General features: G+C 50.2%; 22 protein-coding genes. 3 read left to right on the plus strand and 19 right to left on the minus strand.

Features of this window, described 5'->3' with window-relative positions:
- Nucleotides 1-2: 2 nt before the first annotated feature.
- The 7 genes from U9S71_RS17470 to U9S71_RS17500 all read right to left on the minus strand — a co-directional run bounded on the left by U9S71_RS17470 (nucleotide 3) and on the right by U9S71_RS17500 (nucleotide 9,436).
- Nucleotides 3-392 carry an acyl-CoA thioesterase gene (locus U9S71_RS17470; RefSeq protein ID WP_326328963.1) on the minus strand — a complete coding sequence of 130 codons (390 nt, stop codon included), beginning with the start codon at nucleotides 390-392 and terminating at the stop codon, nucleotides 3-5.
- A 7-nt stretch (nucleotides 393-399) separates the two neighbouring features.
- The gene (lpdA, locus tag U9S71_RS17475; protein WP_326328964.1) at nucleotides 400-1,806 is read right to left on the minus strand and encodes a dihydrolipoyl dehydrogenase; all 1,407 of its coding nucleotides are present in this window, start codon (nucleotides 1,804-1,806) and stop codon (nucleotides 400-402) included.
- A 123-nt stretch (nucleotides 1,807-1,929) separates the two neighbouring features.
- The gene (locus tag U9S71_RS17480; RefSeq protein WP_326328965.1) at nucleotides 1,930-2,463 is read right to left on the minus strand and encodes an azurin; all 534 of its coding nucleotides are present in this window, start codon (nucleotides 2,461-2,463) and stop codon (nucleotides 1,930-1,932) included.
- A 135-nt stretch (nucleotides 2,464-2,598) separates the two neighbouring features.
- Nucleotides 2,599-4,212: a response regulator gene (locus U9S71_RS17485; RefSeq protein WP_326328967.1), complete on the minus strand. Its 1,614-nt coding sequence runs from the start codon at nucleotides 4,210-4,212 to the stop codon at nucleotides 2,599-2,601.
- A gap of 49 nt (nucleotides 4,213-4,261) precedes the next feature.
- A complete protein-coding gene (locus U9S71_RS17490; protein ID WP_326328969.1) occupies nucleotides 4,262-5,074 on the minus strand; it encodes a CheR family methyltransferase in 813 nt (270 codons plus the stop codon).
- Nucleotides 5,075-5,085: 11 nt separating this feature from the next.
- On the minus strand, nucleotides 5,086-8,103 hold the full coding sequence (locus tag U9S71_RS17495; RefSeq protein WP_326328970.1) for a response regulator: 3,018 nt from the start codon (nucleotides 8,101-8,103) through the stop codon (nucleotides 5,086-5,088).
- A gap of 166 nt (nucleotides 8,104-8,269) precedes the next feature.
- Complete coding sequence (locus tag U9S71_RS17500; RefSeq protein ID WP_326328971.1) at nucleotides 8,270-9,436, minus strand: hypothetical protein; 1,167 nt, start codon at nucleotides 9,434-9,436, stop codon at nucleotides 8,270-8,272.
- 185 nt (nucleotides 9,437-9,621) lie between these two features.
- Here U9S71_RS17500 and floA point away from each other — a divergent pair, with 185 nt between their 5' ends.
- Complete coding sequence (gene floA, locus U9S71_RS17505; protein ID WP_326328972.1) at nucleotides 9,622-10,617, plus strand: flotillin-like protein FloA; 996 nt, start codon at nucleotides 9,622-9,624, stop codon at nucleotides 10,615-10,617.
- A 520-nt stretch (nucleotides 10,618-11,137) separates the two neighbouring features.
- The gene (locus tag U9S71_RS17510) at nucleotides 11,138-11,713 is read left to right on the plus strand and encodes a Maf family protein (RefSeq protein WP_326328973.1); all 576 of its coding nucleotides are present in this window, start codon (nucleotides 11,138-11,140) and stop codon (nucleotides 11,711-11,713) included.
- Nucleotides 11,714-11,739: 26 nt separating this feature from the next.
- Here the strand turns inward: U9S71_RS17510 and U9S71_RS17515 are convergent, their stop codons facing one another.
- The 4 genes from U9S71_RS17515 to U9S71_RS17530 form a co-directional block, all read right to left on the minus strand.
- Nucleotides 11,740-14,301, minus strand: coding sequence for a TonB-dependent receptor domain-containing protein (locus U9S71_RS17515; protein WP_326328974.1), 2,562 nt, complete (start codon nucleotides 14,299-14,301; stop codon nucleotides 11,740-11,742).
- A gap of 116 nt (nucleotides 14,302-14,417) precedes the next feature.
- The gene (locus U9S71_RS17520; protein ID WP_326328975.1) at nucleotides 14,418-14,873 is read right to left on the minus strand and encodes an HYC_CC_PP family protein; all 456 of its coding nucleotides are present in this window, start codon (nucleotides 14,871-14,873) and stop codon (nucleotides 14,418-14,420) included.
- A 61-nt stretch (nucleotides 14,874-14,934) separates the two neighbouring features.
- Nucleotides 14,935-16,518, minus strand: a complete 1,584-nt coding sequence (locus tag U9S71_RS17525) for a flotillin family protein (protein ID WP_326328976.1) — start codon at nucleotides 16,516-16,518, stop codon at nucleotides 14,935-14,937.
- A gap of 26 nt (nucleotides 16,519-16,544) precedes the next feature.
- On the minus strand, nucleotides 16,545-17,156 hold the full coding sequence (locus U9S71_RS17530) for a hypothetical protein (protein ID WP_326328977.1): 612 nt from the start codon (nucleotides 17,154-17,156) through the stop codon (nucleotides 16,545-16,547).
- A 113-nt stretch (nucleotides 17,157-17,269) separates the two neighbouring features.
- On the opposite strand from U9S71_RS17530, the gene U9S71_RS17535 reads away from it, so the two are divergent.
- Nucleotides 17,270-17,719 carry a PepSY-like domain-containing protein gene (locus tag U9S71_RS17535; RefSeq protein ID WP_326328978.1) on the plus strand — a complete coding sequence of 150 codons (450 nt, stop codon included), beginning with the start codon at nucleotides 17,270-17,272 and terminating at the stop codon, nucleotides 17,717-17,719.
- Here U9S71_RS17535 and trpA read toward each other — a convergent pair.
- From trpA to U9S71_RS17575, 8 genes are all read right to left on the minus strand, one after another.
- Complete coding sequence (gene trpA, locus U9S71_RS17540) at nucleotides 17,700-18,482, minus strand: tryptophan synthase subunit alpha (protein ID WP_326328979.1); 783 nt, start codon at nucleotides 18,480-18,482, stop codon at nucleotides 17,700-17,702. The two genes, U9S71_RS17535 and trpA, sit on opposite strands and share 20 nt — an antisense overlap.
- Before the next feature lie 3 nt (nucleotides 18,483-18,485).
- The gene (gene trpB, locus U9S71_RS17545) at nucleotides 18,486-19,670 is read right to left on the minus strand and encodes a tryptophan synthase subunit beta (protein WP_326328980.1); all 1,185 of its coding nucleotides are present in this window, start codon (nucleotides 19,668-19,670) and stop codon (nucleotides 18,486-18,488) included.
- Nucleotides 19,663-20,289, minus strand: a complete 627-nt coding sequence (locus U9S71_RS17550) for a phosphoribosylanthranilate isomerase (protein WP_326328982.1) — start codon at nucleotides 20,287-20,289, stop codon at nucleotides 19,663-19,665. The genes trpB and U9S71_RS17550 overlap by 8 nt, the downstream gene beginning before the upstream one ends.
- Nucleotides 20,290-20,301: 12 nt before the next feature.
- Nucleotides 20,302-21,288, minus strand: coding sequence for an anthranilate phosphoribosyltransferase (gene trpD / locus U9S71_RS17555; protein WP_326328984.1), 987 nt, complete (start codon nucleotides 21,286-21,288; stop codon nucleotides 20,302-20,304).
- Between the two features lie 257 nt (nucleotides 21,289-21,545).
- Nucleotides 21,546-21,767: a DUF2795 domain-containing protein gene (locus U9S71_RS17560; RefSeq protein WP_017258669.1), complete on the minus strand. Its 222-nt coding sequence runs from the start codon at nucleotides 21,765-21,767 to the stop codon at nucleotides 21,546-21,548.
- Nucleotides 21,768-21,988: 221 nt separating this feature from the next.
- The gene (locus tag U9S71_RS17565; protein ID WP_326328986.1) at nucleotides 21,989-22,747 is read right to left on the minus strand and encodes an ABC transporter ATP-binding protein; all 759 of its coding nucleotides are present in this window, start codon (nucleotides 22,745-22,747) and stop codon (nucleotides 21,989-21,991) included.
- A 43-nt stretch (nucleotides 22,748-22,790) separates the two neighbouring features.
- Nucleotides 22,791-23,495, minus strand: a complete 705-nt coding sequence (locus U9S71_RS17570; protein WP_326328988.1) for a lysophospholipid acyltransferase family protein — start codon at nucleotides 23,493-23,495, stop codon at nucleotides 22,791-22,793.
- Between the two features lie 71 nt (nucleotides 23,496-23,566).
- Nucleotides 23,567-24,934, minus strand: coding sequence for a dipeptidase (locus tag U9S71_RS17575; RefSeq protein WP_326328990.1), 1,368 nt, complete (start codon nucleotides 24,932-24,934; stop codon nucleotides 23,567-23,569).
- Nucleotides 24,935-25,183: the final 249 nt, after the last annotated feature.

Genomic DNA, 25,183 nt, shown 5'->3' on the forward strand with positions numbered 1-25,183 from the left:
CGTTAGGGCTTATTCCCGGCGTATGCGTAGGTAATCTCCGTTTTGCCGTGCGGGGTGGGGTTACCATCTTCATCCAGGTTGACGAACACCAGTTTGTCGATCGTCAGGATGCTTTTCCGGGTGATTTTATTGCGTACCTCGCAGGTGAGCGTGATGGATGTACGGCCAAACTCCGTGGCGGTGATACCCAGCTCGATGATGTCGCCCTGGCGGGCCGAACTCACGAAATTGATTTCAGAAATGAATTTGGTGACCACATACGGATTGCCCAGCTGAACAATGGCATATATGACGGCCTCTTCGTCTATCCATCGGAGCAGCGTACCACCGAACAGCGACCCGTTCGGGTTCAGGTCTTCGGGTTTAACCCATTTTCGGGTATGGAAATTCATAAAGTATTTACATGTGTATGGCGCGATTATCCGTTGCGGCGAGCGACGCTTCGCGGAGTGCCTCCGTATAGGTCGGGTGGGCATGACAGATGCGTGCGATATCTTCGGCCGAGGCCCGATATTCCATCGCTACGGTGGCTTCGGCAATCATGTCTGCGGCCCTGGGCCCGATGATATGTACACCCAATACTTCATCGGTGCTGGCATCGGCGAGCACTTTTACGAAACCATCGGTGTCGCCACTTGCCTTGGCGCGGCCGCTAGCCTTGAAGGGGAAAGAACCGGTTTTGTATTGGCGGCCATCTGCTTTCAGCTGCTCCTCGGTTTTGCCCACACTGGCCACTTCGGGCCAGGTATACACCACACCCGGAATGAGGTTGTAATCGATATGGGGTTTCTGGCCAGCAATCCGTTCGGCCACATAGACCCCTTCGTCTTCGGCTTTGTGGGCCAGCATGGCCCCCTTCACCACGTCGCCGATGGCATACACCCCGGCTACGGGGGTTTCAAGGTGCTCGTTAACCGGTATTTTTTTCCCCCGTTCTTCCAGGGTAATGCCGATGTTTTCCAACCCGAGGCCTTCGGTATACGCAGTACGGCCCACGGCCACGATGCAATAATCGCCTTCCCAAGAAACGGATTCGCCTTTTGGGTTTTCTGCGCTGACGGTAACTTTTTTCCCTTTCGTTGTGGCACCGGTTACTTTATGGCCCAGGTGGAATTCCATGCCGAGCGACTTCTTCAGTACGCGTTGCAGCTCCTTGCCCAGTCCGCCGTCCATGGTTGGGATGATGCTCTTTTCATATTCGACTACCGACACCTTGGCGCCCAGCCGCGCGTATACCGAACCCAGCTCGAGCCCGATAACGCCACCGCCGATGACGATCAGGTGGGTAGGGACCTCTTTCAAAGCCAAAGCTTCCGTGGATGTGATGATCCGCTTTTTGTCGATGGGTAGAAAGGGGAGGGCGGTGGGCTTGGAGCCCGACGCGATAATGATATGCTTTCCCGTCAGCTGTTCGGTCTTTCCTTTCTCGCCGGTGATCTTCACCGTGTTTTTATCGACAAAGGAACCCACACCTACAAAGCTGTCAATTTTGTTCTTTTTAAATAGGAAGGCGATGCCCGCTACATTTTGGGCAATAACGTCGTCTTTCCTGGCCATCATCTGCTTTACGTCCAACGCCAGGTTGCTGACATTGATGCCATGCCCCCCGAAGTGATGGGCAGCATTATGGTAATGTTCGGAGGAGTCTAATAGTGCTTTCGATGGGATGCACCCTACGTTTAGGCAGGTGCCTCCAAACGTGCTGTATTTTTCGATAATGGCTGTTTTCAAACCAAGTTGCGCGCAACGGATGGCGGCAACGTATCCACCGGGTCCACTGCCGATGATAATGACGTCGTACTGCATGTGATGAAGTTAATCAATTCGATGACCAAAGGTACATAATAATTGCGCATGCGCAGAAAAAGGAACAAAAAAAGACAGCCGGTTGACTGTCTTCTTTCATGATATCCTATGTTCTGTAACCGATTATTCAGCTACGATTTTTCCATTCATCACCCCGTAGTGGCCAGGGAAACTGCAGACGAACGGATAAACACCTTTCTCGTCCAGCGTAAATTCAATCACATCTGTTTCGCCCGGTCCCAGTAATTTGGTGTGCGCGACGATAGAGGAAGCGAAGGTTGCAGGAATGTATTCGGAATCAACGGCCTTAATGGCTTCACCACCGAAAGCAGGTAGGTCAACTCCCGGTTGCAATACCACTACATTATGCCCCATCGATTCTTTAGGCATTTCACCAACATTTTTGAAGGTCAGCTTTACAGATTCGCCGGCTTTAACCCGGAAAAGTGTTTCGTTGTACTGCATCATATCGTTGCCTTCCAGCGCGATTTCGTTACTTACGGCCACATCTGCCAAGCCCGGGATGTCTGCTGCCGGCGCTTGCTGCTCGGTGGTGGTTTCCGTGGTTTCGGTCGATTCTTCATTTGTTTGGTTGCCACCGCAAGCAGCGGCTAGAACTGCACCCGCCATTACGGGGATTAAAAAAAACTGTTTCATTTTGTGTATAAATCTAATGTTCAGATAGTACGTTATCTATGCAAACATACAGCGAACTGATTTGTTTGCGGCCCAAAGGTAGTTGAATTTGGAACGTAACAAAAGTGTATTTATCACTAAATTGTAAATTTAGCATTACGTGTCGGTTTTACGTTTCGCCTCGGTGAGTGTTTTAATGAGCTGGTAAAGTGATACGGGATCAAACGGCTTGCCCACTACCGCATCGGCCCCTGCTGCATAGGCAGCCTGTTGTTCGCGCTGCAATACAGACGCTGAAATGGAAATGATGGGAATCTGCCGGATGTATTCCCGCTCGTCGCTTCTGATGGCCTTGATGGCTTCAAACCCACTCATTACGGGCATGTGGGCATCCATGAGGATGAGGCTGTAAGGGGAGCTTTCGACCTTATCCAGGGCCTCTCTTCCGTTTTTAACCGTATCAACTGCGATACCCCATGTTTTCAACATGTGCGTAACCATGAAGCTGTTCAGTTCATTGTCTTCGGCAAGAAGTACATTCACGTTGTTGAGGGCCGGCATATCCGTGTATTGCTTTTTGTCCGATTTTGATGCCGTTTCTGAATCGGCCTCATCGAACCAGCATTGGAATACAAATTCGCTGCCTTTACCCAATTCACTATATGCATGTATCTGGCCTTTGTGCAGAATCACCAACCGTTTTACGATTGCCAGCCCCAGGCCGGTGCCACCGAAACGTTTGGTAATCCCTTCTTCGCCTTGCTCGAACGATTGGAAAATCTTATCGATGGCATTGCTGTTGATACCAATACCCGTATCTTTTACCGAAAACTGGATATGGAGCCGTTGCTGCGCGCGGTTAAGCAGTTTCGTTTCCAGTGTAACACTGCCTTGCTCGGTGAATTTGATGCCATTTGAGATCAGGTTACTTAATATCTGCGTGAGCCGCAGCGAATCGGCCAGTACCTGTTTAGGTAGTTTGCTATCTGTAATGGCATGGAAAACGATGCCTTTCTGTTCGGCCTTGTAGCTGAACAGGCTGTTGAGTTCCTCGATGATGCTGGGTAACGATGTCCGCGAATAATCGAGCCGCATTTTCCCCGAATCGATTTTCGATAGGTCCAGGATGTCGTTGATGATGAGCAATAGTTGTTGCGACGCGTTTTCGAGGTAATCCAACCACTCCGACTGCTGTTCGTTAAGCGGTGAGTTGCGTAACATCGCCGTAATGCCGGTAATGCCGTTTATGGGTGTACGTATTTCATGACTCATATTGGCGAGGAAGTTCTCCTTGGAGCTACGGGCCTGGTCGGCTTCCTTTTTGGCCTTGACCAGCTCGATGTGCGAGCGCTCGAGTTCTTCGTTTTTGCGTTTCAGTTCTCGCTGGATGTACACCTGTTGCATGAATGATTTTACCTTCGCTACCGTGATGTCTGCATTAAGGGGTTTATAGAGGTAGTCTACGGCCCCACTATGCAGTCCTTTGAGCAAGAACTTATCTTCCTTGGAAATGGCCGTAACCATAATCACCATGATTTGCCAGGTTTTTGGATTACTCTGGAGTAGTGAGACAAACTCAAAACCATTGATTTCGGGCATCTGTACGTCTACCATAGCAATAGCGATGTCGTTGTTCCAGCAATACCGAAGTGCTTCGTTGGGCGAGGTGCTTCCCCAGATGTCCAAATTGTCGATATCCGCTAGCAGCGCCTTAAGGCTCAGTACGTTTTCTTCTTTGTCGTCTACGATGACTAACTTCAATTTCTCCATAAACTAATGACTAAAAATGATTCGACTGTTAGTGCCATGGTTACTTAGCTTAAGCAATTTTTTGATAGATGTTGTGTGTTTTACTAATGATTCTGAATTTGTCTTTTATGCCGTTGGGCGGGAGCGTTTCTTTCGCTCCCAAGCAAAGGAAGCCAAATAGTGCGAGGCTCGCGTAGCAGAGGCCCACAACCTGGCGCTGCAGGTCGGTATTGAAATAAATAAGCACGTTGCGGCAGGTAATCAAGTGGAATTCGTTGAAAACACCATCGGATACGAGGTTGTGTGTGGAAAATAAGATGTTTTTGCGCAACTCATGATGGAAAACGGCGGCATCGTATTTGGCTGTATAATATTCAGATAGCGAGTCGTCCGACGCTGTTTGTAGGTAATTGTCGGAATAGATTTTCATCTTTTTCAGATCAATGATGCCCTGCTTTGCACGTTCGATAACCTCCGCGTTGATATCGGTTCCATAGATGAAAGTACGGTTGTATAACCCTCTTTTGGCGAGCAGGATGGCGAGGGAGTAAACCTCTTCGCCGGTAGCGCACCCCGCACTCCAAACCTTGATGTGCGGAAAGGTGGCAAGGTAGGGGGTGATCTCCTCGCGCAGGGCCTTATAGAATGCGGGGTCTCGGAACATTGCTGTTACAGTAACCGTTACCTCAATAAGAAACGTATTGAAAAAGCCCGGTGCGTTTACCAAGTGGTCCTTTAGGGCCATGAAATCAATCTGGTAAATCGCCAGGATGCGCGATATACGCCGCTTTAACGATGCCCTTGAATAACCCCCCAAATCCAGGCCATGGACATTATTTATCAAGGTTATCAGCTCTTCCACGTTTCCGAATGATACCGCCATTTGTTTGCCATTTAACTTAACCAAACCCGCAACAAAGACAACAATTTGTTTACATCCACTGGCTTAGCAATGTAATCGCTTGCGCCAACATCGAGAACGCGTTGCCGATCACCTTGCATCGCCTTGGCCGTAACGGCGATTACCGGCAGCGCAGCAAACTGTTTGTTAGCCCGGATTTTCATGATGGCTTCGTAACCGTCCATTTCCGGCATCATGATATCCATTAAAACCAGATCGATACCCGGACTGTCTTTTAATATATCCAGCGCCTCCCTGCCATTGTTGGCCGTATCGATGGTGAGCTCGTAAGGAGCGAACACGGTGCTTAGTGCAAAAATATTCCGCATATCATCGTCAACGAGCAGGATGTGCTTTCCCGTCAGGATATCGTGCATGTGGATCGTTTTCGATTCCGGCCCGGTGGAATATACGCGGATTGGAGACAGCTTATCGCGATTTAGTCGGTTTATGAACAACTTCACCTCATCGAGGATACGGCTGTTGGACTTTTCCGACTTCAATACCATGGTTTTCGCGTGTTGCAAAATGCGTCGGGCCATTTCGGTGGTGAGCTCCATGGCCGTGTTGATGATGACTGGTATGTCGGCATATGGCTGGGTCTGTTTGATCTCGTCGAGTAGGTCAATCCCCGATATGTCTGGTAGATCGATATCCAGCACGATGCCGTCATAACGCTCGCCCTCCTTCAGGTATGCCAGCGCCTCAGCTCCTGTAAATGCCTGCTTTACATCCACGCCACCATCTTCCAGGAACGATTTAAGGTTGTCGCTTTGAATTTCGTGGTCTTCTACAACCAGCACTTTCTTGAGTGGCGAAGCGATGGTCTTATGCAAATGAGTGAATACTTCATCGAGCGATTTCTTGCTGGCCGGTTTTACCAGGAAACCAACGGCTTCAGTACCAATCGGGTGTTTTTCCGGTCGGTGTGCCGACATCAGGTGGACGGGAATATCCTGGGTAGTAGGGTTGCTTTTCAATTTTTTGAGCACCGTCCAGCCATCCATGACGGGGAGCATGATGTCGAGGATAATGGCATGTGGTATGGCGTCTAGGGCCATTTGTAGACCGGCGTCTCCGCGGCGGGCGACGAGTGTATCGAATCCCTGCTCCTGGGCGTAGCTTTCTAGGATGTCTGCAAAGTTCCGGTCGTCTTCTACAATCAACAGCCGTTTGGGGCCGCCTGCATCGAGCACCTTTTCTGGTGCTGGTGTGTGCTGTTCTTTCCGGTCCTCAGATGGAACCGATAGCGATGCTGTATTTGCCTCAGGAATACAGGCTGCCGTTTCAGGATTGTTGTGCAGTGGGAGGAACAAGGTAAAGGCGCTGCCTTTGGCTATTGCGCTGGTTACGTGTATACTGCCTTTGAGTAAGGTGGCGAGTTCCAGGCAAATGGATAGCCCTAACCCCGTGCCTCCGAACTGGCGGCTCGTGGAGCCATCCGCTTGTTTGAACGCTTCAAAAATCAGTTGTTGCTTTTCTGGCGCGATGCCGACACCCGTATCGGTCACCGCGATGGCGATGGCCTGGTCTGACGTTACATCCTTCAATAAGCCGGGTCTCCAATCGGGTGATTCACTTGCCCGCATGAACTGTAGTTCCACACGGCCTTTTTCTTTCGTGAATTTGAACGCATTGGAGAGAAGATTTTTAAGTATCTGCCTTAACCGTTGTTCGTCTGTCATGATACCCACCGGAAGTCCTTCGTTTACCGTGATGCGGAAGTCGAGACCCCTGCTGTCTGCAACGCTGCCGAACAGGTCGAGCATGTCTTCGGCAATGGACGACAGGGTAATGTTTTCCAACAACAGTTCGATATTGCCCGATTCAATCTTTGATAAGTCGAGGATGTTATCGATAAGATCGAGTAAATCGGAGCCTGCATGGTGAATGACCGAAGCATATTTCACCTGTTCCGCTAGGAGGTTTCCGGTTTTGTTTTCTTCCAATAGCTTGGCAAGGATGAGGATGCTGTTGAGGGGGGTGCGTAGTTCGTGGCTCATATTAGCCATGAATTCCGATTTATATTTGCCCGATTGTTCCAGTTCGCCCACCTTCAGGGCAATGGATTGGCGTGCCAGGTCGAGGGAGATGTTGCGCTCTTCCAATAAGCGGGCTTTTTCTTCGAGCTCGAGGTTGGCGTTTTTGAGCTCCTCCTGTTGTACCCGCAGTTCTTCTTGCTGTGCTTCCAGCTCTTCCGCTTGTTGCTGGGTTTCTTCATAAAGGTGGACGAGCGCAGCGTGTGTCTGCGCCACTTTGCTGGCTACCGCCAAGGAAATCCCAGCCCGTTGTAGGAATTGAAGGGTTTCTTGGTCTATTTCGCGGAAAAAGCCGATTTCCATAACCCCGAGAACCTCTTCTTCGTAAATGAGGGGTTGGACAACGATGTTTTTTGGCGTGGTACGGCCCAATGATGAGGTAACAGTAAGGTAATTTTCCGGTATATCCGATAAGACAAGCTGTTTTTGACATGTGATACTTTCGCCCGCCATACCTTGCCCACCCATAATCTTGGAGGGCATGTCTTCTGTCTCAACAGCATATGACCCTGCGTGGATATATACGTCTTCGTGCGATGCACTTTTGAGGTAGATCGTGCCGACTTTCGCTTGTACATGCTGGCAGGTCGTCCGGATGGCATTTGTCGCAATTTCTTTTTCACTGCGCCCGCCACGTGTCTGGTTGTCAAGCGCAGCTAAACCGCTGAGTATCCAATTATCAATTTCTTTTTCTTTCGATAGCCTGCTCAGATCGCGATTGGACTGACGGATACGGTAGGCAATCTTCTTGTTGTGTTCAAACGATTTCGTGATGTAAACCAGCAGCCATATGATGAGCGCAAAGACCAGTATGGCCGTGACGATATAGGTAGTCTTAATGCTCGTAAGCGTGGAGTGGCCGATGTCTATTTGTTTGAATAATAAGATGAGGTAAAACAAGCTAACGATTAGGATAGCAATCAAGAGAGAGAAACCTAAATAGATATGCCCGCTGAACGTTAGTCTTTTCATCTGTTCTTATTTACTTTCAGTTGCAGATGGAGCCTTAGATGACTAATTTTGCCAATTGGCGAATTAGTCATGTCGGGTTCATAATCAACTCGTTTCCTAATTTGCTGCAAAAGTACGAAAAGTCAAGACACGAACGATATGTGCAACACAGTTTAACATGGCTGGTCTAAAGTATGGGGTGCCTTTCGAACGGTTGGGTAGGGTCAAATAAGTAACGGTATGTATGATGCGTTTTATAAATGGTGCCGCCGATATACCGCGCTACGTTCATCATTTTCGGATTGAAATCGCCAATCCAGTTCATTTGGATGTCTTTGTACCCTACTTGCGTTGGGTCTCGTACGACTTTCGTTCCCGCTATAATGAGTGCAGCCTCTACGCCTTTCCGCTGGTGGTCGGGTACGACGCCGAATACAATGCCAAACATCGTGTCGCAACGCTTCTGCCACCGGTTCCAGACAAAAAGGAGCTTTCCCCATAAGGTGAGTTTCCCATTCATGTATTTCACGATGAGTTGGTTCACGTCTGGGATATTTACCCAGAAAGCAACCGGCTTACCATGATAGTAGGCAAACCATATGATTTTCGGGTCAACGATGGGTTTCATGCTTTGCATGAGTTTACGGGCATTTTCGATGCTCATCGGACTTACACCTTCGTGCCTTGCCCACGCCTCGTTGTATACCGTGCAGAAATCGTCGGCAGCTTTATCGAGTTTCCGGCCGTCTATATGGCTGAACGTGTAGCCCGAATCTTGCAGGGTGTCCATCGCCTTCTCGCTCACCCTCTTTGATAGTTCGGTCGCAATTTTACGCCTATAAGTAAACTGTTTGAAGTACGTTTGGAAACCGTACCGCTCAAAAAGTTGTTGATAATATGGCGGGTTGTAATTACAGCAATAGCACGGCGGGTGGAAGCCTTCAACTAGAAGGCCCCACCAGCGCTCGCGGTCGCCGAAATTAATCGGTCCATCCATGGCCTGTATCCCCTTTTCTTGGAGCCATGCTTTTGCCGTGTCGAAAAGCATATTGGCGGCCTCCTGGTTATCGATACATTCGAAGAAGCCGCAGCCGCCCACCGGAAATTCGTCGCGTTCGAAGGTGTTATTGCTGTAGAATGCGGCGATGCGGCCGATAAAGCGGCCTGTATGGTCGCGCAGCAGCCAACGGACACAATTGCCGGTACGGTACCGCGGGTTGGTTTTCGGGTCGAATACCTGCTGCACGTCGCTGTCGAACGGCCGGATGTAGTTCGGGTCATGGCTGTAAATCGCGGGGGCCATGGTTACAAACGATCGGGTTAATTGTGCTCCGGTAACGGGTATGATATCCATAGTTGCTGTAGAATCGATTCTATCGGTGCTAAAAATAGCGTTTTGCTTCCGTTTCTCCAAGTGTTGAACGCGGGCGGCTGGCGAAAAAGCGGTGGCCGAGCTGAAAAGGTCATTTTTTTTGAGATAGCGGCAAAAAAGTTCTATCTTTAGAAACATTAAATGCATTATAAAACGTATTGAACCTTATGGATCCAAGTTTCACCCCTATTTTGATTATCGTCGGAGCTATTGTAGCTTTTTTCGTGCTGCTATACCTCCTTCCTGTAAACCTGTGGTTTACTGCCCAGCTGTCGGGCGTTCGCATCAACCTGCTCAATCTGTTGTTGATGCGGTTGCGTAAGGTGCCGCCAGCATTGGTTACCAACGCCATGATTACTTCAACCAAAGCTGGATTGGATATCACCTCAAACGAAATCGAAACCCATTTTTTGGCCGGCGGTAATGCCAACAATGTGATTAAAGCATTGATTTCTGCAGATAAGGCCAACATTCCGCTGGACTTCAAATTAGCCACGGCGATTGATTTGGCCGGCCGTGATGTGTTTGACGCCGTGCAACTATCGGTAAACCCAAGGGTGATCAATACCCCGCCGGTTGCGGCCGTGGCCAAAGATGGGATCCAGCTTATTGCCAAGGCGCGCGTAACGGTGCGCGCCAATATCAACCAATTGGTAGGCGGTGCCGGTGAAGAGACCATCCTTGCCCGGGTGGGAGAGGGAATCGTGACAACCATCGGGTCGGCCGCAAACCATAAGGAGGTGCTGGAGAATCCCGATCGTATATCCAAAACCGTGTTGGCAAAAGGGCTCGACAGCGGCACGGCCTTCGAAATCCTCTCCATTGACATCGCCGATATCGATATTGGCGAAAACATCGGTGCAAAATTGCAGACAGACCAAGCGGAGGCTGACTTGAAAGTGGCTAACGCACGTGCGGAAGAGCGCCGGGCTATGGCCGTGGCATCCGAACAGGAAATGCGCTCGAAGGCACAGGAGGCCCGAGCGAAGGTAATCGAAGCGGAAGCACAGGTGCCGCTCGCGATGGCCGAGGCATTCCGTAGCGGCAATCTCGGGGTGATGGACTACTACCGGATGCAGAACATCCAAGCCGATACCGATATGCGTGGATCTATTGCCAAACCAGGCGATAACCAAGGAAAGGATAACGGAAAAAAGAGCTAAATTAACGGAAGAACTTGATGAGGAACCGCTTGTATAGTTAAACAAGCGGTTTTTTTGGCGGCACCCAGAAAAACAAAACCCCGATGATGGGCACCGGGGCTTGTTTACTAACCAATTATAAACCTAAATTATGAAAAGACAACCTAATTTCCCGGTGTTACCCGGGTCTAAATCTTTATGCAAAGATAACTACTTTTTTTTATTTCCAGCCTTCGTTTTGTTTGCGAATTGTCAAAAGAACGGCCACTTAATATGCTCGAATACTATTTTTTGAGCATTTATAGTAGTCTGTTCAAATGTTGTGCCAAAAATCGTGATTCGCCTGCTTAGTGTTTGTGCAACACTGATTTTACGAGTAATCACGCGTTCCCGCTACGGCCGACGGCCAGCAAACCCAACACGCTGTCTGACTTTGTCGACAGCAAGTTTTTTTATCCAAACCGTTTGGGCTTGCCGATTTTGTATTAAGTTTGGCTTCCGTTGGTTCACGTGGTCGCACGCGCTAAAATTGAAAGTTAATATGAAAATCATCCTCGCTTCACAATCGCCCCGCCGCCGTGAATTGTTATCGCTCATGGGCATATCATTCGAAGTGGTGGTGCGGTCTGTAGACGAATCGTTTCCTGGGCAGTTGGATCCGGTTGATGCCGTACGCTATATTGCCGAAAAGAAAGCGACGGTTTTTAAAGAAGAAATCACTGATGAGCTCGTTATTGCTGCAGATACCGTAGTGACGGTTGATCGTCAAATCCTCGGTAAGCCGAGGGACCGGGTAGCGGCTATTGGTACGCTAAAACGTCTATCGGACCGGAAGCATGAGGTAATAACGGCGGTATCGTTGCTCCACAACCGCGTTATTCACACCTTCCATGAGATTACCGAGGTGCACTTCGGGCGATTATCTGGATGGGAAATCGATCACTACATCGACGGGTATCGGCCTTATGACAAGGCGGGTAGCTATGGCATCCAAGAGTGGATCGGTACGGTAGCCGTCGAAAAAATTGTAGGCTCTTATACGAACGTGGTAGGACTGCCAACACAGCAGCTCTACCACGTGCTCAAAACATCGTTCCCAGAAGCCCTGCCGACCTGATGGTCTCGCCAAATGGCGTAAGGTTGTTAGTGGATACTAAACCTTACCCCAGCATAAAACATCCTGCCGGTGAGTGGGCCCCACAGCAACGAGGTGTCAAAAAACTCACTGAAAGGCTGGTCGGCCGCCAGCACCGGGTTTTGCTGGAAGAAGTTGGTCAGGTTCTCACCCCCGATATAAAGGTCGAAAGGCCGTGTTTTACCAATTGTTTTGCTTATTTGGGCGTTCATCGTCACATATGCTTTTGAGTAGTCGGACATCCGATAATCGACCGGATTGGCTGCCGTGGATGGCAGCCGCTTTTGCCCGGTCACATTTAACGTGTAATCGAAATGCCATCCGCCGCCATGGGTATTGTAAGCTAGATTTGCAAAACCCCGGTGGCGCGCCACGAGCGGTTTTTGCAGCAATTCGTCGCCGTAGGTTGCCTTCACGTCGAAGAAGCGGTAAGCCAACCGGGTTTCAAAGTGGGGGAAGGGCATGAATCGGAACTCCGTTTGCAGGCTGTTCGAATACGACCGTCCATCGAGATTATAGAAAGTCAGCTCCCGTGGGTTTTCGTAGTCGACCACCACTTGGTTGGTGAAGTCATTCCGGAAAAACTCGGTACTGAAAGATGCTTCCCTTTGGAACATGCGGAACGACTGATCGAAGCTGATGCCGGTGTTCCAAGCAACCTCCGGTTTAAGGCCATAGGCATTTTCCGCTGTGTTAGCGGCCACAATGCGGACGATTCGGGCGCTAGCCAGGGCCGCTGTATTCTCAGCGAAGATATTAGCGGTCCGTTGTCCGCGACCACCGCTTAACCGGAAGGTGGTTCCCGCTACGGGCTGGTAGCGCAGGTGTACCCTTGGTGTGGCAAACCAGCCGTACAAGTTGTTGTAATCGCCCCGGATACCAGCTACTACGTCGAGTTTGTCTGACGGGCTATAGGTGTATTCGAAGAAGGCGCCCGGTACCATCTCCGTACGTCCGAATGGTTCGGCCAGGTACCGTTCATCGTAACGGTCGTATTGCATGCTCAGTCCTGTGCGGTACTTATGCACAACCGTGCCGATCACATCTTGGTAAATCAGGTTGGCATAAGCGTTCTGTTGCTTGGCATCGTAGGTGCGCAAGCCGAAATAAGATTGTTGGTTAAACGATGAGCCCGACAGTTGTAACCCGATACTGCGTTGGGTATGGTGGGGGAAGACATATCCGATTTTGGCAAATGCCTCATAGCGCTCGATGTCGAAAGCAAGTCCGTACTTATTCTGTGTGAGCTTATCGGTGGCCGGATTAAAGTCGATTTCTCCCCCCGTGCGGTCATCGCTGAGGAATTTGACGCCGAATTGCAGGATAAGGCCCTTGCCATCTTCGTATTTCCAGCGGCTCACCCCCGAGAAGAGATTGCCCACAGGCGCATCCCGGAAGCCACTATTGCTGAAATTCATGTGTTTGTTATACATGAAATTATCATGCAGCAGGATGCTTCCCGCCCATCGTTCATTGAAATGGTGTGCGAGATTGAGGTTCACGTCGGTGCGGCCCATGTTGTTGCCATAGGCGTTGAAAAATAGTTTCTCAGATGTGCCGGGTTTTTTCAGTTCCACATTGATTTGTCCGGCGATGTTTTCGAATCCGTTTACCACAGAGCCGATACCTTTTCCAATCTGGATGGATTCGATCCATGCGCCTGAGATGCTGTTCAGGCCGAGTGGGATGGCTAGGCCCCGCGGTCCGGGGAGGTTCTCCACGGTAAGCTGGGTGTAGTTGCCGCTGAGGCCCAGCATTTGGATCTGTTTGCTGCCGGTTACTGCATCGCTGCTCACCACATCGACGGAGGCATTGGTTTCAAAACTTTCGCTCAGGTCGCAGCAGGCGGCCTTGAAAAGCTCTTGCCCTGTCAACACTTCAAGCCGCGTGGGGCTTAGCGCCGATATGTAGTTCGAGCGACGCCGTGCTGATACGGTCACCTCTGCCAAGACGTTGTCTTTGGCCGTCACCACCACCACTTCGTGGGGGTCGGTCACCGCTACCGTATCGGGCTGGAGGCCGGCATAGGAGATTACCAGCTGCTTACGGTGTGCCGCATGCGCAATCCGGAATACCCCCGACTCGTCAGAACGCGCATTCACCCATGCGTCTTCCAGCCAATGCACGTTGGCGTGCACAATCGGGCTGAGTTCGCCACGGTTATTTTCCTGCATAATTACGCCGGTTACGGTATGGTCTCCGTGCTCGTCCTGACCACCCGTTTTATGTACGTTTTTCTCGTCGTGGTACCGGCAGCAAGCCGGCAGCTTCCCATAGGCATCTTGTGCCGCAGCACGATTCTCCACATCATGGCCTACGGCCAGGATGCGTTGCTTGGCAGCTTCCAGATCGAATGCACCGGTATAGGTGAGGGTGAGTAGCCGCGTGTTTGTATCCCAATTGGCGTTTGTTAATCCGCTGCCCTCAACAGCTTTTTCAATCCGAGCTTTGCACATGCCGCAAACGCCTGCGACTGCAAAGGAGGATGTACTATCTTGCGCTGTAGCCGACCAAACAGTAGCGACCAACAACATACCTAAGATGATATTCGTTTTAATAAAATGAGTCATTGTCATATTTGATTTTAATCTTAAACATCTTTTAAAATATCGTGCAGCGTGGCACGACGGCCTGGTGAACAGAGTGTCTGGCTCAGTTCATTGGCCATGGATGAAACAGATTTGAATCAGATACGATAGGTACAGAGTCGGATGAAGAGGGGGGTGGATTCGACACGCGGTGGTGAATTGGCCATTTCCACGGCTGTGGTATTTTCCAGCGGGAAATTCGCAATACGGACTAATGAAAAGACCAGTAACTCCAGCGACTGGATTTTCAGTAGGTTTTTGTCGCTGCTAGGTAGGTGGTCGCCCGTGGTTTTCTGCGCGTCTACCTGTATGTCTTGGCAGTGGTTGTGTGATTGTACATCGGCAGCACAATGCTGGCTGTCGTTGCAATCTGTTGTATGGTTCTTCTTTTTGTGGTGGTTCAGGCAAAGCGTACAATCGTCATGGTCGGTCGTATGCTCGTTCTCCATGGTCAAATGCTGTAATTTCCCGCAGCAGTAATGGAGGTGTACGCTTGCTCCCGTTGCTGAGAACGCATACACGAGCATGAGCCATATGGTGAACACTTTTACCATGATCGTTGCAAAGGTAAGTAAAAACCCCGCAGGTTTCAAGGTGCTTGCGGGGTTTTGTGGGTCACTTCACTTCTTCAGCATCCTGTATGTTATCGTCAGGACCGCCGTCCATCCGTTTTTTCGCGGGCGGTACACCGCTTGTTTTCTGCTGGCCTTTGGCCTCGCCAAGGTAATTGGGCAGTTCCATCCCGGCCATGTCGAAGATATCTTTCAGCGGCGGTACGGATTTATACAATCCCGATACGAAGTTGGCGGTTGATGTTTTGCCATCTTCGTTGTTCCCATTGCCACCATCCCAGACGGTTACTTTATCAATCTTGATGTTTTTGATCGCTTCGGTCTGCAATTTAACAAGCTCTGGGAGCTTATCCGTAATTAGCAACAGCACGGCATCTTTCGGATTGTTTCCGGCCGATTTGACGATCTCATTAAGCCCTTCGGCTTGTTTGGTGAGCATTTCGTACACACCCCGGGCTTCGGCCTCCAGCTTGGCGAAGATGGCATCGGCTTCGCCCCGCGCTTTCTCACGCAACTGTTCAGCTTCAGCTTGCGCCTCGATGATGGCCTTTTGTTTTTGGATTTCTGCGGCCACCACAATGGTGGCATTTTGGGCGGCACGGTCGCGCTCTGCACGTGCATCCTCCGCGCGTTGCTCGGCTTTATACGCTTCTTCCAATGCCTGGGCCTGTTGCACTTTTTCGGCAGCAACGGCCTTTTTCAATGCTTCCGCTTCCCGCTCCCGGCGTTGGGCCTCGGAGTCTGCGATTTGTATTTTGGAAAGGTTTTCCCCCTGCACGGCGATAGCATTAGCATCGGCTATTTTTACCCGAGTATCCCGCTCGGCCTCGGCCTTACCGATGTTTTCGTCCCTTACGGCACCGGCGATGCTCACCTCTTTGTCTTTTTCGGCGATAGCCACCTCGGTATCACGGTCACGTTGCATCTCCGCCACCTTGATGTCGCGCTCCTTTTCGGCTTCCGTTTTTCCGACGTCGCCGAATCGTTCCTGCTCGGCCACTCGGATTTTGGCGTCGTTGATGGCTTTCGCGGCAGCTTCTTTACCCAACGCGTCGATATAGCCGCTTTCGTCTTTGATGTCCGTGACGTTCACGTTGATCATCTTCAGCCCAATCTTATTGAGTTCTGCCTCTACATTAGTAGCGATATTGTGCAGGAACTTGTCGCGGTTATTATTTATTTCCTCAATATCCATCATGGCGACTACCAAGCGCATTTGTCCGAGGATGATGTCTTTGGCCAATTCATGGACTTCGGGGCGTTGCAGCCCAAGCAGGCGCTCTGCGGCGTTCATCATTACCGCTGGTTCGGTGGAGATACCCACAGTATACCGTGACGGTACATCCACACGGATATTTTGTTTACTAAGAGCGCTGGTGAGGTTCACCTCTATCGAAATGGGGGTAAGGTCAAGAAAGGCGTAGTCTTGGATAACTGGCCAGATAAAGGCGGCGCCACCATGTATGCATCTGGCGGCGCGGGTGAGGTCGGCGGCGTTTTTCCCTACTTTTCCGTAGACCACCAAAATCCGGTCTGATGGGCAGCGCTTGTATCGCTTAAACAGCGAAACGATAAATACGAAGATAATAACGATGCCAACGGCAATGGCGATTAAGTAAAATTCCATACGGATTGTGTGTTAATGGTTAATTGTTAATGGTTAATTGTCGCTTTTCCCGTCACCAATAGGATGCTTTCGTTGACGATGCCAATCACGGTTACCGGTTTCCCGGTTGGGATGTCATCTTCATCGTCGGTGAGCGCCCGGAGTTCACGAAGTGACCCTTGTACGCGGATATGTACCTTGCCATAACCACTGCGCCCCGCCGGTATCCGTAGGTATGTTTCCGCTTGTTTATGGATGGCATTTTGTATCTGCAATGTGCCGCTTGAACGAAGTTTTGCCATCCTCGAGAAAAGGTAAAACATGATCAGTACGATAGCGACCCCCGATAAGGTAGCCCACAGGATGACCTGCCCGAGGGGTAGATTGCTTTTCAGGCAGCCCAGTCCTACCCAGCCGAAAACGGTGAAGAACGTGATGAAGTTTTTGATGGTAAAGAATTGGAAGTCGATACCTCCATCACCATCAATGTATTCCTCAGCATCTCCAAACGCGCCATCATCGCTGTCGCCGCCGCCGATGAATGCGAAGATCGTTTGGATGATAAACATGAAGGAAAAGAGTAAAGCGATTGCCCAAAAGAATTTCTCAATGCCACCAAGGGCTTGCCACCAAGTAGCTATGGATAATGTTGTAGTCATATGTGTTTGTCTATTTGATGTCAAATTCGGTAAGATGTTACAACGATTCCTAATTTCCAAAGTTTTTCCTGTTTTGTGCGCGTTTTTTGTAGGAAAAACAAAAAGGTAATATTATGAAAAAATTATTGTTTGGCCTAGCTATTTTATCCATAGCTTATCTACCTGTCGTTGCGCAGGGGGTGCAGAAGCGTGGTGTACCCGCCGTGGTGTTGAATGCTTTCCAACAACAATTCCCAAAGGCGCGGCAAGTGGAATGGGAAAAGGAACGTAATGGGAATTATGAGGTGGAGTTTGATAACGGCTTATTCAGCCGCGACCATCAGGCGATCATTAGCCCGGAGGGGAAAGTGCTACGCCACGAAGAAGAATTGGCGTCGTATTCATTGCCCGACGCGGTGAAGCAACAAATCAAGACTGAATTTGATGGCTACCGCGTAGGCGATGTGAAGAAAATCGATACCAGTGGCACTATTACCTATGCTGTTGAGTTAGACAGCAGGTATGGCGACTTGGATGTTGTTTTCGCTGCCGATGGCGATATCATCAAAGAGCGGATGGACTGAGACGCTGGATAAACGGTGTTATTTCCGTGCGGTATGCCGGGTCGCTCAGTAATTTTACAAATGCGCTCCCTACGATAGCACCGTCGGCATGGTCCGTAGCATGTACAAACGTACTTCGGTCGGATATGCCAAACCCGATAACCGTCGGGTTTTCAAGCTCCATAGCCCGGATACGGGAAAAATAGCTTTCCGTACTTTCCGAAACTGCGAGGTTTTTTCCGGTGGTAGCCGATGAAGACAGCAGATAAATAAAGCCGGTAGAGAGGCTGTCGATTTTCCTAATGCGTTCTTCTGACGTCTGTGGTGTCACCAGAAAAATGTTGCTCAATCCGTGGGCATCAAATACCGATTGGTAATGTGCCTCGTATTCATACATCGGTAGATCGGGTACGATTACACCATCCACACCAACTTCTGCGCATGCTTTGCAGAAGTTTTCCATACCATATTGCAGCACCGGGTTTACATACCCCATAAGTAATACGGGGATGTTCACCCGTTTGCGTAAATCTTGTAACTGGTTGAACAGTATATCTAGCGTCATGCCGTTCTGCAACGCGACCGCTGAGCTGTGCTGGATGACCGGGCCATCGGCCACAGGATCCGAGTAAGGGAAGCCGATTTCGAGGAAATCTGCCCCAGCAGTTTCCAATGCCGCTGCGATGTCCAGCGTGCTGTCGAGTGTGGGGTAACCTGCCGTAAAATAAATGGATAGTATACGTTTGTCGCCTTTGTTGGTAAATAATTTTTTGATACGGTTCATTGTCTAAAATCCAAAGTACTTCATGTAATTGTCCAAATCCTTATCGCCTCGACCTGATAGGCACACCACGACGTTGTCGTTAGCGGCGAGCGCCATTTTCTCTAGTTGGGCCAACGCATGGGCACTTTCAATGGCCGGAATGATGCCTTCCAGTCGGGTGAGCAACAAGCCGGCTTGCATAGCCTCGTCGTCGGTGGCACTGGCGTAGGTCGCCCGGCCCGTTTTGTACAGCCAAGCATGCTGCGGACCAATGCCCGGGTAATCCAGGCCCGCCGAGATGGAGTACGGTTCTACCACTTGCCCATCGTCGGTCTGCATCAGAATAGATCTGCTCCCATGCAGCACGCCTTCGCGACCGAGTACGGTCGTTGCGGCCGACTCGCCCGACTCGACTCCTTTCCCGGCTGCTTCCACCGCTATTAGTTTCACCTGCGGTTCGTCGAGAAAATGATAAAACATGCCTGCGGCATTACTGCCGCCGCCTACGCAGGCGATAGCATAATCTGGTGTCTCGCGACCGGTTTTCTCCAGCAATTGCTTCCGCGTTTCGGCAGAGATGATTGATTGGAAGCGGGCTACCATATCCGGGTAGGGGTGGGGCCCTACCACCGAGCCGATGATGTAATGGGTGTCTACAGGGTTGTTTATCCAGTCGCGGAGGGCCTCATTAGTGGCATCTTTGAGGGTCTTGCTACCCGATGTTGCAGGCACGACCTCGGCACCCATCATTTTCATGCGAGCTACGTTGGGGGCTTGCCGCTCGATATCGATAGCGCCCATATAGACCACGCATTGAAGGCCTTTGAGTGCGCATACGGTGGCAGTGGCCACCCCATGCTGACCGGCGCCGGTTTCGGCGATGATGCGCTTTTTGCCCAGTCGCGCGGCGAGCAGTATCTGGCCGATGGTATTGTTTATCTTATGGGCGCCGGTGTGGTTGAGGTCTTCCCGCTTCAGGAAGATGTTGGCCCCGTATCGGTCCGAAAGCCGCTCCGCGAGGTACAGTGGCGACGGGCGGCCCACGTAGTCGCGTAGTAGCTGGTCGAATTCCTGCTGGAAGTCGTCGCTTTGGGTGATGGTGAGGTATTGCTGTCGCAGTTCCTCCACGTTGGGGTATAGCATTTCGGGAACATACGCCCCACCGAAATCGCCATAATAGCCGTTATCGTTTGCTTGGTATTTACTCATCGTTGATGGTCTGTAACGTGTTTCTCAATAATGCAATGTCTTTGACGCCCGGAGCGGTTTCGAACCGTGAGTTCAAGTCGAGGGCGTAGAGACGGCTGTCGCCAAGCTGTAGTGCATCTGCCATGTTTTCGGCACTGATGCCGCCGCTCAGGAAAAAGGGTTTGTCTCCCGTGTAGTCGTCCAGTAATGTCCAGTTGAAGCGCTTGCCTGTGCCGCCGTGCTGACTGCTTTTGGTGTCAAAAAGGTAATAATCCACAGCCGTTTGATACCCTTCTAATATTGTCCAGTTAAACTGTTCACTGATGCCGAAAGCCTTGATGATCTCCACGCCACCATCCATTAATTCCGCGCAGTATGCTGGGGTTTCGGCTCCATGCAACTGCACTGCCTGGAACCCGAATCGCCGGATGTTTTTTTTTACCTCATGGATGGCCGCATTTACAAAGACACCCGTTTTTTTTGCACCTTGCAGCCCGGCTACCCATGTTTCATCCAATTCGCCTATAAAGCGCTTGGAGCCGGGGTAGCAGATAAAACCTACGTAGTCGGGCCGTAAAGCCATCACGTCCTGGATGTTGCCGAGATGCTTTAAACCACATATTTTTATTTTCGGGTTCATGTTTTACTTGCTCTATGCTATTAATTTCTTAAAACTCGCTAGCGCTTTTTTGCTCATCAGGGACACTTCTGCCTCGTAATAGCAGTCGGCAAAGCTTTTTCCCGGGTGGATGGTCTGGATAGCGATGGCGGCGTTAGCCAATACCACATTGTGTTGTTCCGTTGTGCCTTCACTACCGAGTACCGTTGCGAATATCTTAGCGGCCTCTTCCACGGTTTCTCCACCATGAATGCATTCGGCCAGTATCGGCGTAAAACCCAACTCTTCGATGTCTTGGATGTGTTCCCCTTTATTGCTGATGGTCTTAAAATCGCCTGTTAAGGAAACTTCGTCGTATCCATCTAGTGCATGGAGGATGGTATATTGTTTGTCGGTTTGTTGATAAAGATAGCCATAAAGGCGGGCCAATTCCAAACTAAAGACCCCTACGGATTGGTATTCGGGGTTGGTTGGGTTAACCAGCGGCCCAATCATGTTAAAAAAAGTCTTCACGCCCAATTCGCGGCGAATTGGCGCTACCGTCCGCATGGCCGGGTGGAAAAGCGGGGCGTGGAGGAAGCAGATATTGGTCTCTTCCAATTGGCGGCTGATCGTATCCTTATCATTAGTGAATTTATAGCCCAGGTATTCCATCACGTTTGAGGATCCGCAACCCGATGACACCCCATAATTGCCATGTTTAGCTACGTGATAGCCTGCACCTGCCACCACGAAGGAGGCCAGGGTGGAAATGTTGAATGTGTTCTTGCCATCGCCTCCCGTGCCACAAAGGTCGATGAGCTTATAACCGGGGAAGTTTAACTGCAGACAGAGGTCGTACATGGCATCGCGGAAACCTTCCAGCTCTTCCACACGGATGCTCCGCATGCCGTAGGCCGTCATGAATGCTGCAATCTGGGAGTTGTTATATTTTCCCGACGCGATGTTGGTCAATATTTCATACGCTTCACGCCGGGTGAAGGTTTTGAATTCGAAGAGGTGCGCTAGTATTTTCTTCATATCGTCTAATATCCATAAAAAAAGGCCTGCCGATGATGGGCAAGCCGCTATACAGTTCAGTAACTATTACTTACAAATAGGAGGTTGCCACAGCGTTACATGCTATGCCACCACCAAGTAATATATCCTTTTGCTACGTTCATTTCGTTGTGAGGCAAATATGGGTTTTTGTTTTGAAAGATACAAGGCGTGGAAACGTGTTTTATTGGATGTATGAACAAAACTGCCCCGTACGATGAGGTGCGGGGCAGCTATTTTTAGTATTCGTCTTCGTTGAAGAAGAAATCATCCTTGGTAGGATAATCCGGCCAAATCTCTTCTATATTTTCATAAGGCTCACCGTCATCCTCCAGGGCTTGCAGGTTCTCAATCACTTCCACCGGGGCGCCCGAGCGTATGCCATAGTCGATCAGCTCGTCTTTCGTGGCAGGCCAAGGTGCGTCTTCCAAATGTGAGGCTAACTCTAATGTCCAGTACATAACCTTTCAATTTAAGCTTTTCAATTTTGCGCAAAAATATAATATTTATAGTATGATTTTTAAATTTTTTGCCAATAATTTATAACATTGATTTAAAGGGCTGTATTATAGTGTCTTAATGTTTTGGTTGGATGTCATTTTTACAAAAATATGGCTTTTGGCCAGTGGCTGGCTCTGTTTTCCGTCATCGAAAGCATGAAGCAGCGGGGAAGCCGTGATGCCTAAATGTTCTCGAAATCCGAGCCTTTTTCGCGCATTGACGCGAGCCGGGGCGATACGTTCCGGATATTTTCGTTGGGGTAGTCGTCTTCGATGAGTCCATCGCGCATGCGTACGATACGATGCGCATGCTGAGCAATATCCTCTTCGTGGGTGACGAGGATAATTGTATTGCCTTTATCGTGTATTTCTTCTAGTAGCTCCATGATTTCCACCGAGGTCTTGGTGTCCAGGTTACCCGTCGGTTCATCGGCCAGTATGATAGAAGGGTTGTTAATCAACGCCCGTGCCACAGCCACCCGTTGGCGTTGGCCGCCCGAGAGTTCGTTGGGTTTATGGTCCACGCGGTTGCCCAGTCCCACACTCTCCAACGCACTTTGTGCCATCTCGCTCCGTGTTTTCTTGTTGTAACCTGCATAGATAAGCGGCAGGGCTACATTATCGAGCGACGTGGAGCGGGGCAACAGGTTGAACGTCTGGAATACAAATCCGATTTCCTTGTTGCGTACATCGGCAAGCTCATCGTCGGTCATTTCGCTCACGTTGATGCCGTTGAGGATGTATTCTCCGCGCGTAGGGGTGTCCAGGCAGCCGAGGATGTTCATCAGTGTTGATTTGCCTGAGCCCGAAGGACCCATGAGCGCAACGAACTCTCCTTTGTTGATTTGAAGAGTTACTGATTTCAGTGCATGGATCACTTCCGAACCGATGACATACTTACGTCCGATATCCGTTATTTCAATGAGCGACTGTTGCGACATATAACGTTCTTTTTTGTGGTAAGACGTGCTAATATAGGAAAAGTTACAGTCCGCCGGTCCTGTTCCAGTGTTTTTTTATAAGGGCATGCACCTCATCGCGTAGTTGGTCGGCCTGTTCCAATTGGAGGTGGGCTGTGTTTATCGGTTCGAGCACATCAGCCTGCACGATGCCCGGGCGGCTGCCGAATTGTCTGGCATCGTCCCAGAAGATTTTCCATGCGTTATGGATCACTACCGGCACGATAGGTACCTTCGTTTCGATGGCTAGTTTGAAGGGGCCGTTTTTGAAATCGTACAGGCGCGGGGGGAACTCCTCGCCGATAAGCCCTTCCGGGAAAATGACCATGCTTCGTCCGTTGCGCAGGTGGCGGTTGGCTTGTTTGAATGCTGTAAAAGCCGATCTATTACTTTTGCGGTTCAGCGGAATGTCTATCGTCCGGAAAAACATGCCTGTAACCGGATTATCAAGGAGTTCGATTTTCCCGATGAACGAGAAATTAGCTGGGCCGAGGAGTACCATCGCTGTAATATCTAGGTTGGACGTGTGGTTGGCGCAGATGATGCAGGGAGCAGACCAGTCGATGGCCTTTTCATAGCTGAACCGATAGCGTATCCCTACGCATGTGGAACTCAGCCAGCCAATAATGCGGCGGCACCGGGCAATACGGCGGTAGTGCCGCTCGGGGTTTTTGGCCAGCACATACAACAGGGGGTAGCAGCATGCAAAGAAAAATAAAACAGATGCCAAATAGAGGCATCTGTGTGTTTTTCTCAGCAAATGTAGGATCCCGTTCACGTGTGCGATTTTTTTTCGTGTCGTTAACTCAACTCCGCAAAATACTTATGGAAAAGCGGGATGGTCTCAATCCCTTTGAGGTAGTTTGCGATGTCGTACTTTTCGTTGGGCGAATGGAGGTTGTCGCTATCCAGCCCAAAGCCCATCAATACCGTTTTCAGTCCGAGTTCATCTTCGAACAGGGAAACAATGGGAATGCTGCCGCCACCCCGTGTAGGGACTGGTTTCTTGCCAAAAGCTTCTTCAATGGCTTTCTCTGCCGCACGGTATGCCGTGCTATCGGTTGGCGTTACCGCCGGTTGCCCACCGTGGTGAGGGGTTACTTTCACGGATACATAATCCGGTGCGATGTTTTCGAAATGGCTGGCAAAGAGCTTGGTGATGGTGTCTGTATCTTGGTTGGGCACCAGGCGCATGGAGATTTTGGCGTACGCTTTTGATGGCAATACGGTCTTCGCGCCTTCGCCGATATAGCCGCCCCAGATGCCATTGAGTTCCAGCGTAGGGCGGATGCCGGTACGCTCGGTGGTGGTATATCCTTTCTCGCCCCAGACGGCTTTGATGCCCAAATCTGCTTTATATTCCGATTCGTCAAATGGCGCTTCGTTCAGCGCTTTCCGTTCGGCCGCATCCAATTCGGCGACAGCGTCGTAGAAACCGGGAATGGTGATGTGGTTGTTTTCGTCGTGGAGGGATGCAATCATCTTGGCCAGGATGGTGATGGGGTTGGCCACTGCGCCACCGTACACGCCGGAGTGCAGGTCGCGGTTCGGGCCGGTTACCTCCACTTCGAGGTATGACAGTCCACGTAACCCGGTTTCCAGCGAAGGCGTATCGAGGCTGATCATGGCCGTGTCGGAAATCAGCACCACATCGGCTTCCAGCCGTTGCTTGTTGGCTTTAATGAAAACGCCGAGGTTGTCCGATCCCACTTCTTCCTCCCCCTCGATCATGAATTTGACGTTGCAGGCCAGGGTACCCGTAGACTGCATCAGTTCAAAAGCTTTCACATGCATGTAGAACTGGCCTTTATCGTCGCACGCACCTCGGGCAAATATTTTGCCATCGCGTATGGTAGGCTCAAACGGCGGGGTGTCCCAGAGCTCCAGCGGATCGGGCGGTTGTACGTCATAGTGTCCGTATACCAGTACCGTAGGCCTGGCGGGGTCGATGATTTTTTCGCCATACACGATGGGGTGGCCCGCCGTGGGGCATACTTCCACATTGTCGGCGCCCGCGTCGCGTAATTTTTGAGCGACGAATTCGGCTGTCTTCTTCACGTCACCCTTATATTTGGGGTCGGCACTTACCGATGGGAAGCGAAGCAGTTCGATTAATTCGTCCAGGAAGCGTTGGGTATTCGCTTCTACGTATGTTTTGATTGTGTGCATATCCTAAGGCTTTGCCGCAAACTTAGCTAATTTGCCAAGAATAGGCAAATTAGTGATCTCTCACCTGCTTATAAAAGCCAATGTGCTAGGTGAAACTTAGCTAATTTGCCAAGAATAGGCAAATTAGTGATCTCTCCGTTAGCGAGCTCTCCGGTCAGAAATGAAGAAAAGTTAGTCGGCAATGCAACATATCCTATTCAATGGCGTCAGACCAGTAATCATTTCGCGGCAAATTGGCGTTCCGGTCAA

Origin of the sequence: Parapedobacter flavus, assembly GCF_035818675.1 — a bacterium.
In the GTDB taxonomy this organism is placed as follows: Bacteria; Bacteroidota; Bacteroidia; order Sphingobacteriales; family Sphingobacteriaceae; genus Parapedobacter; species Parapedobacter flavus.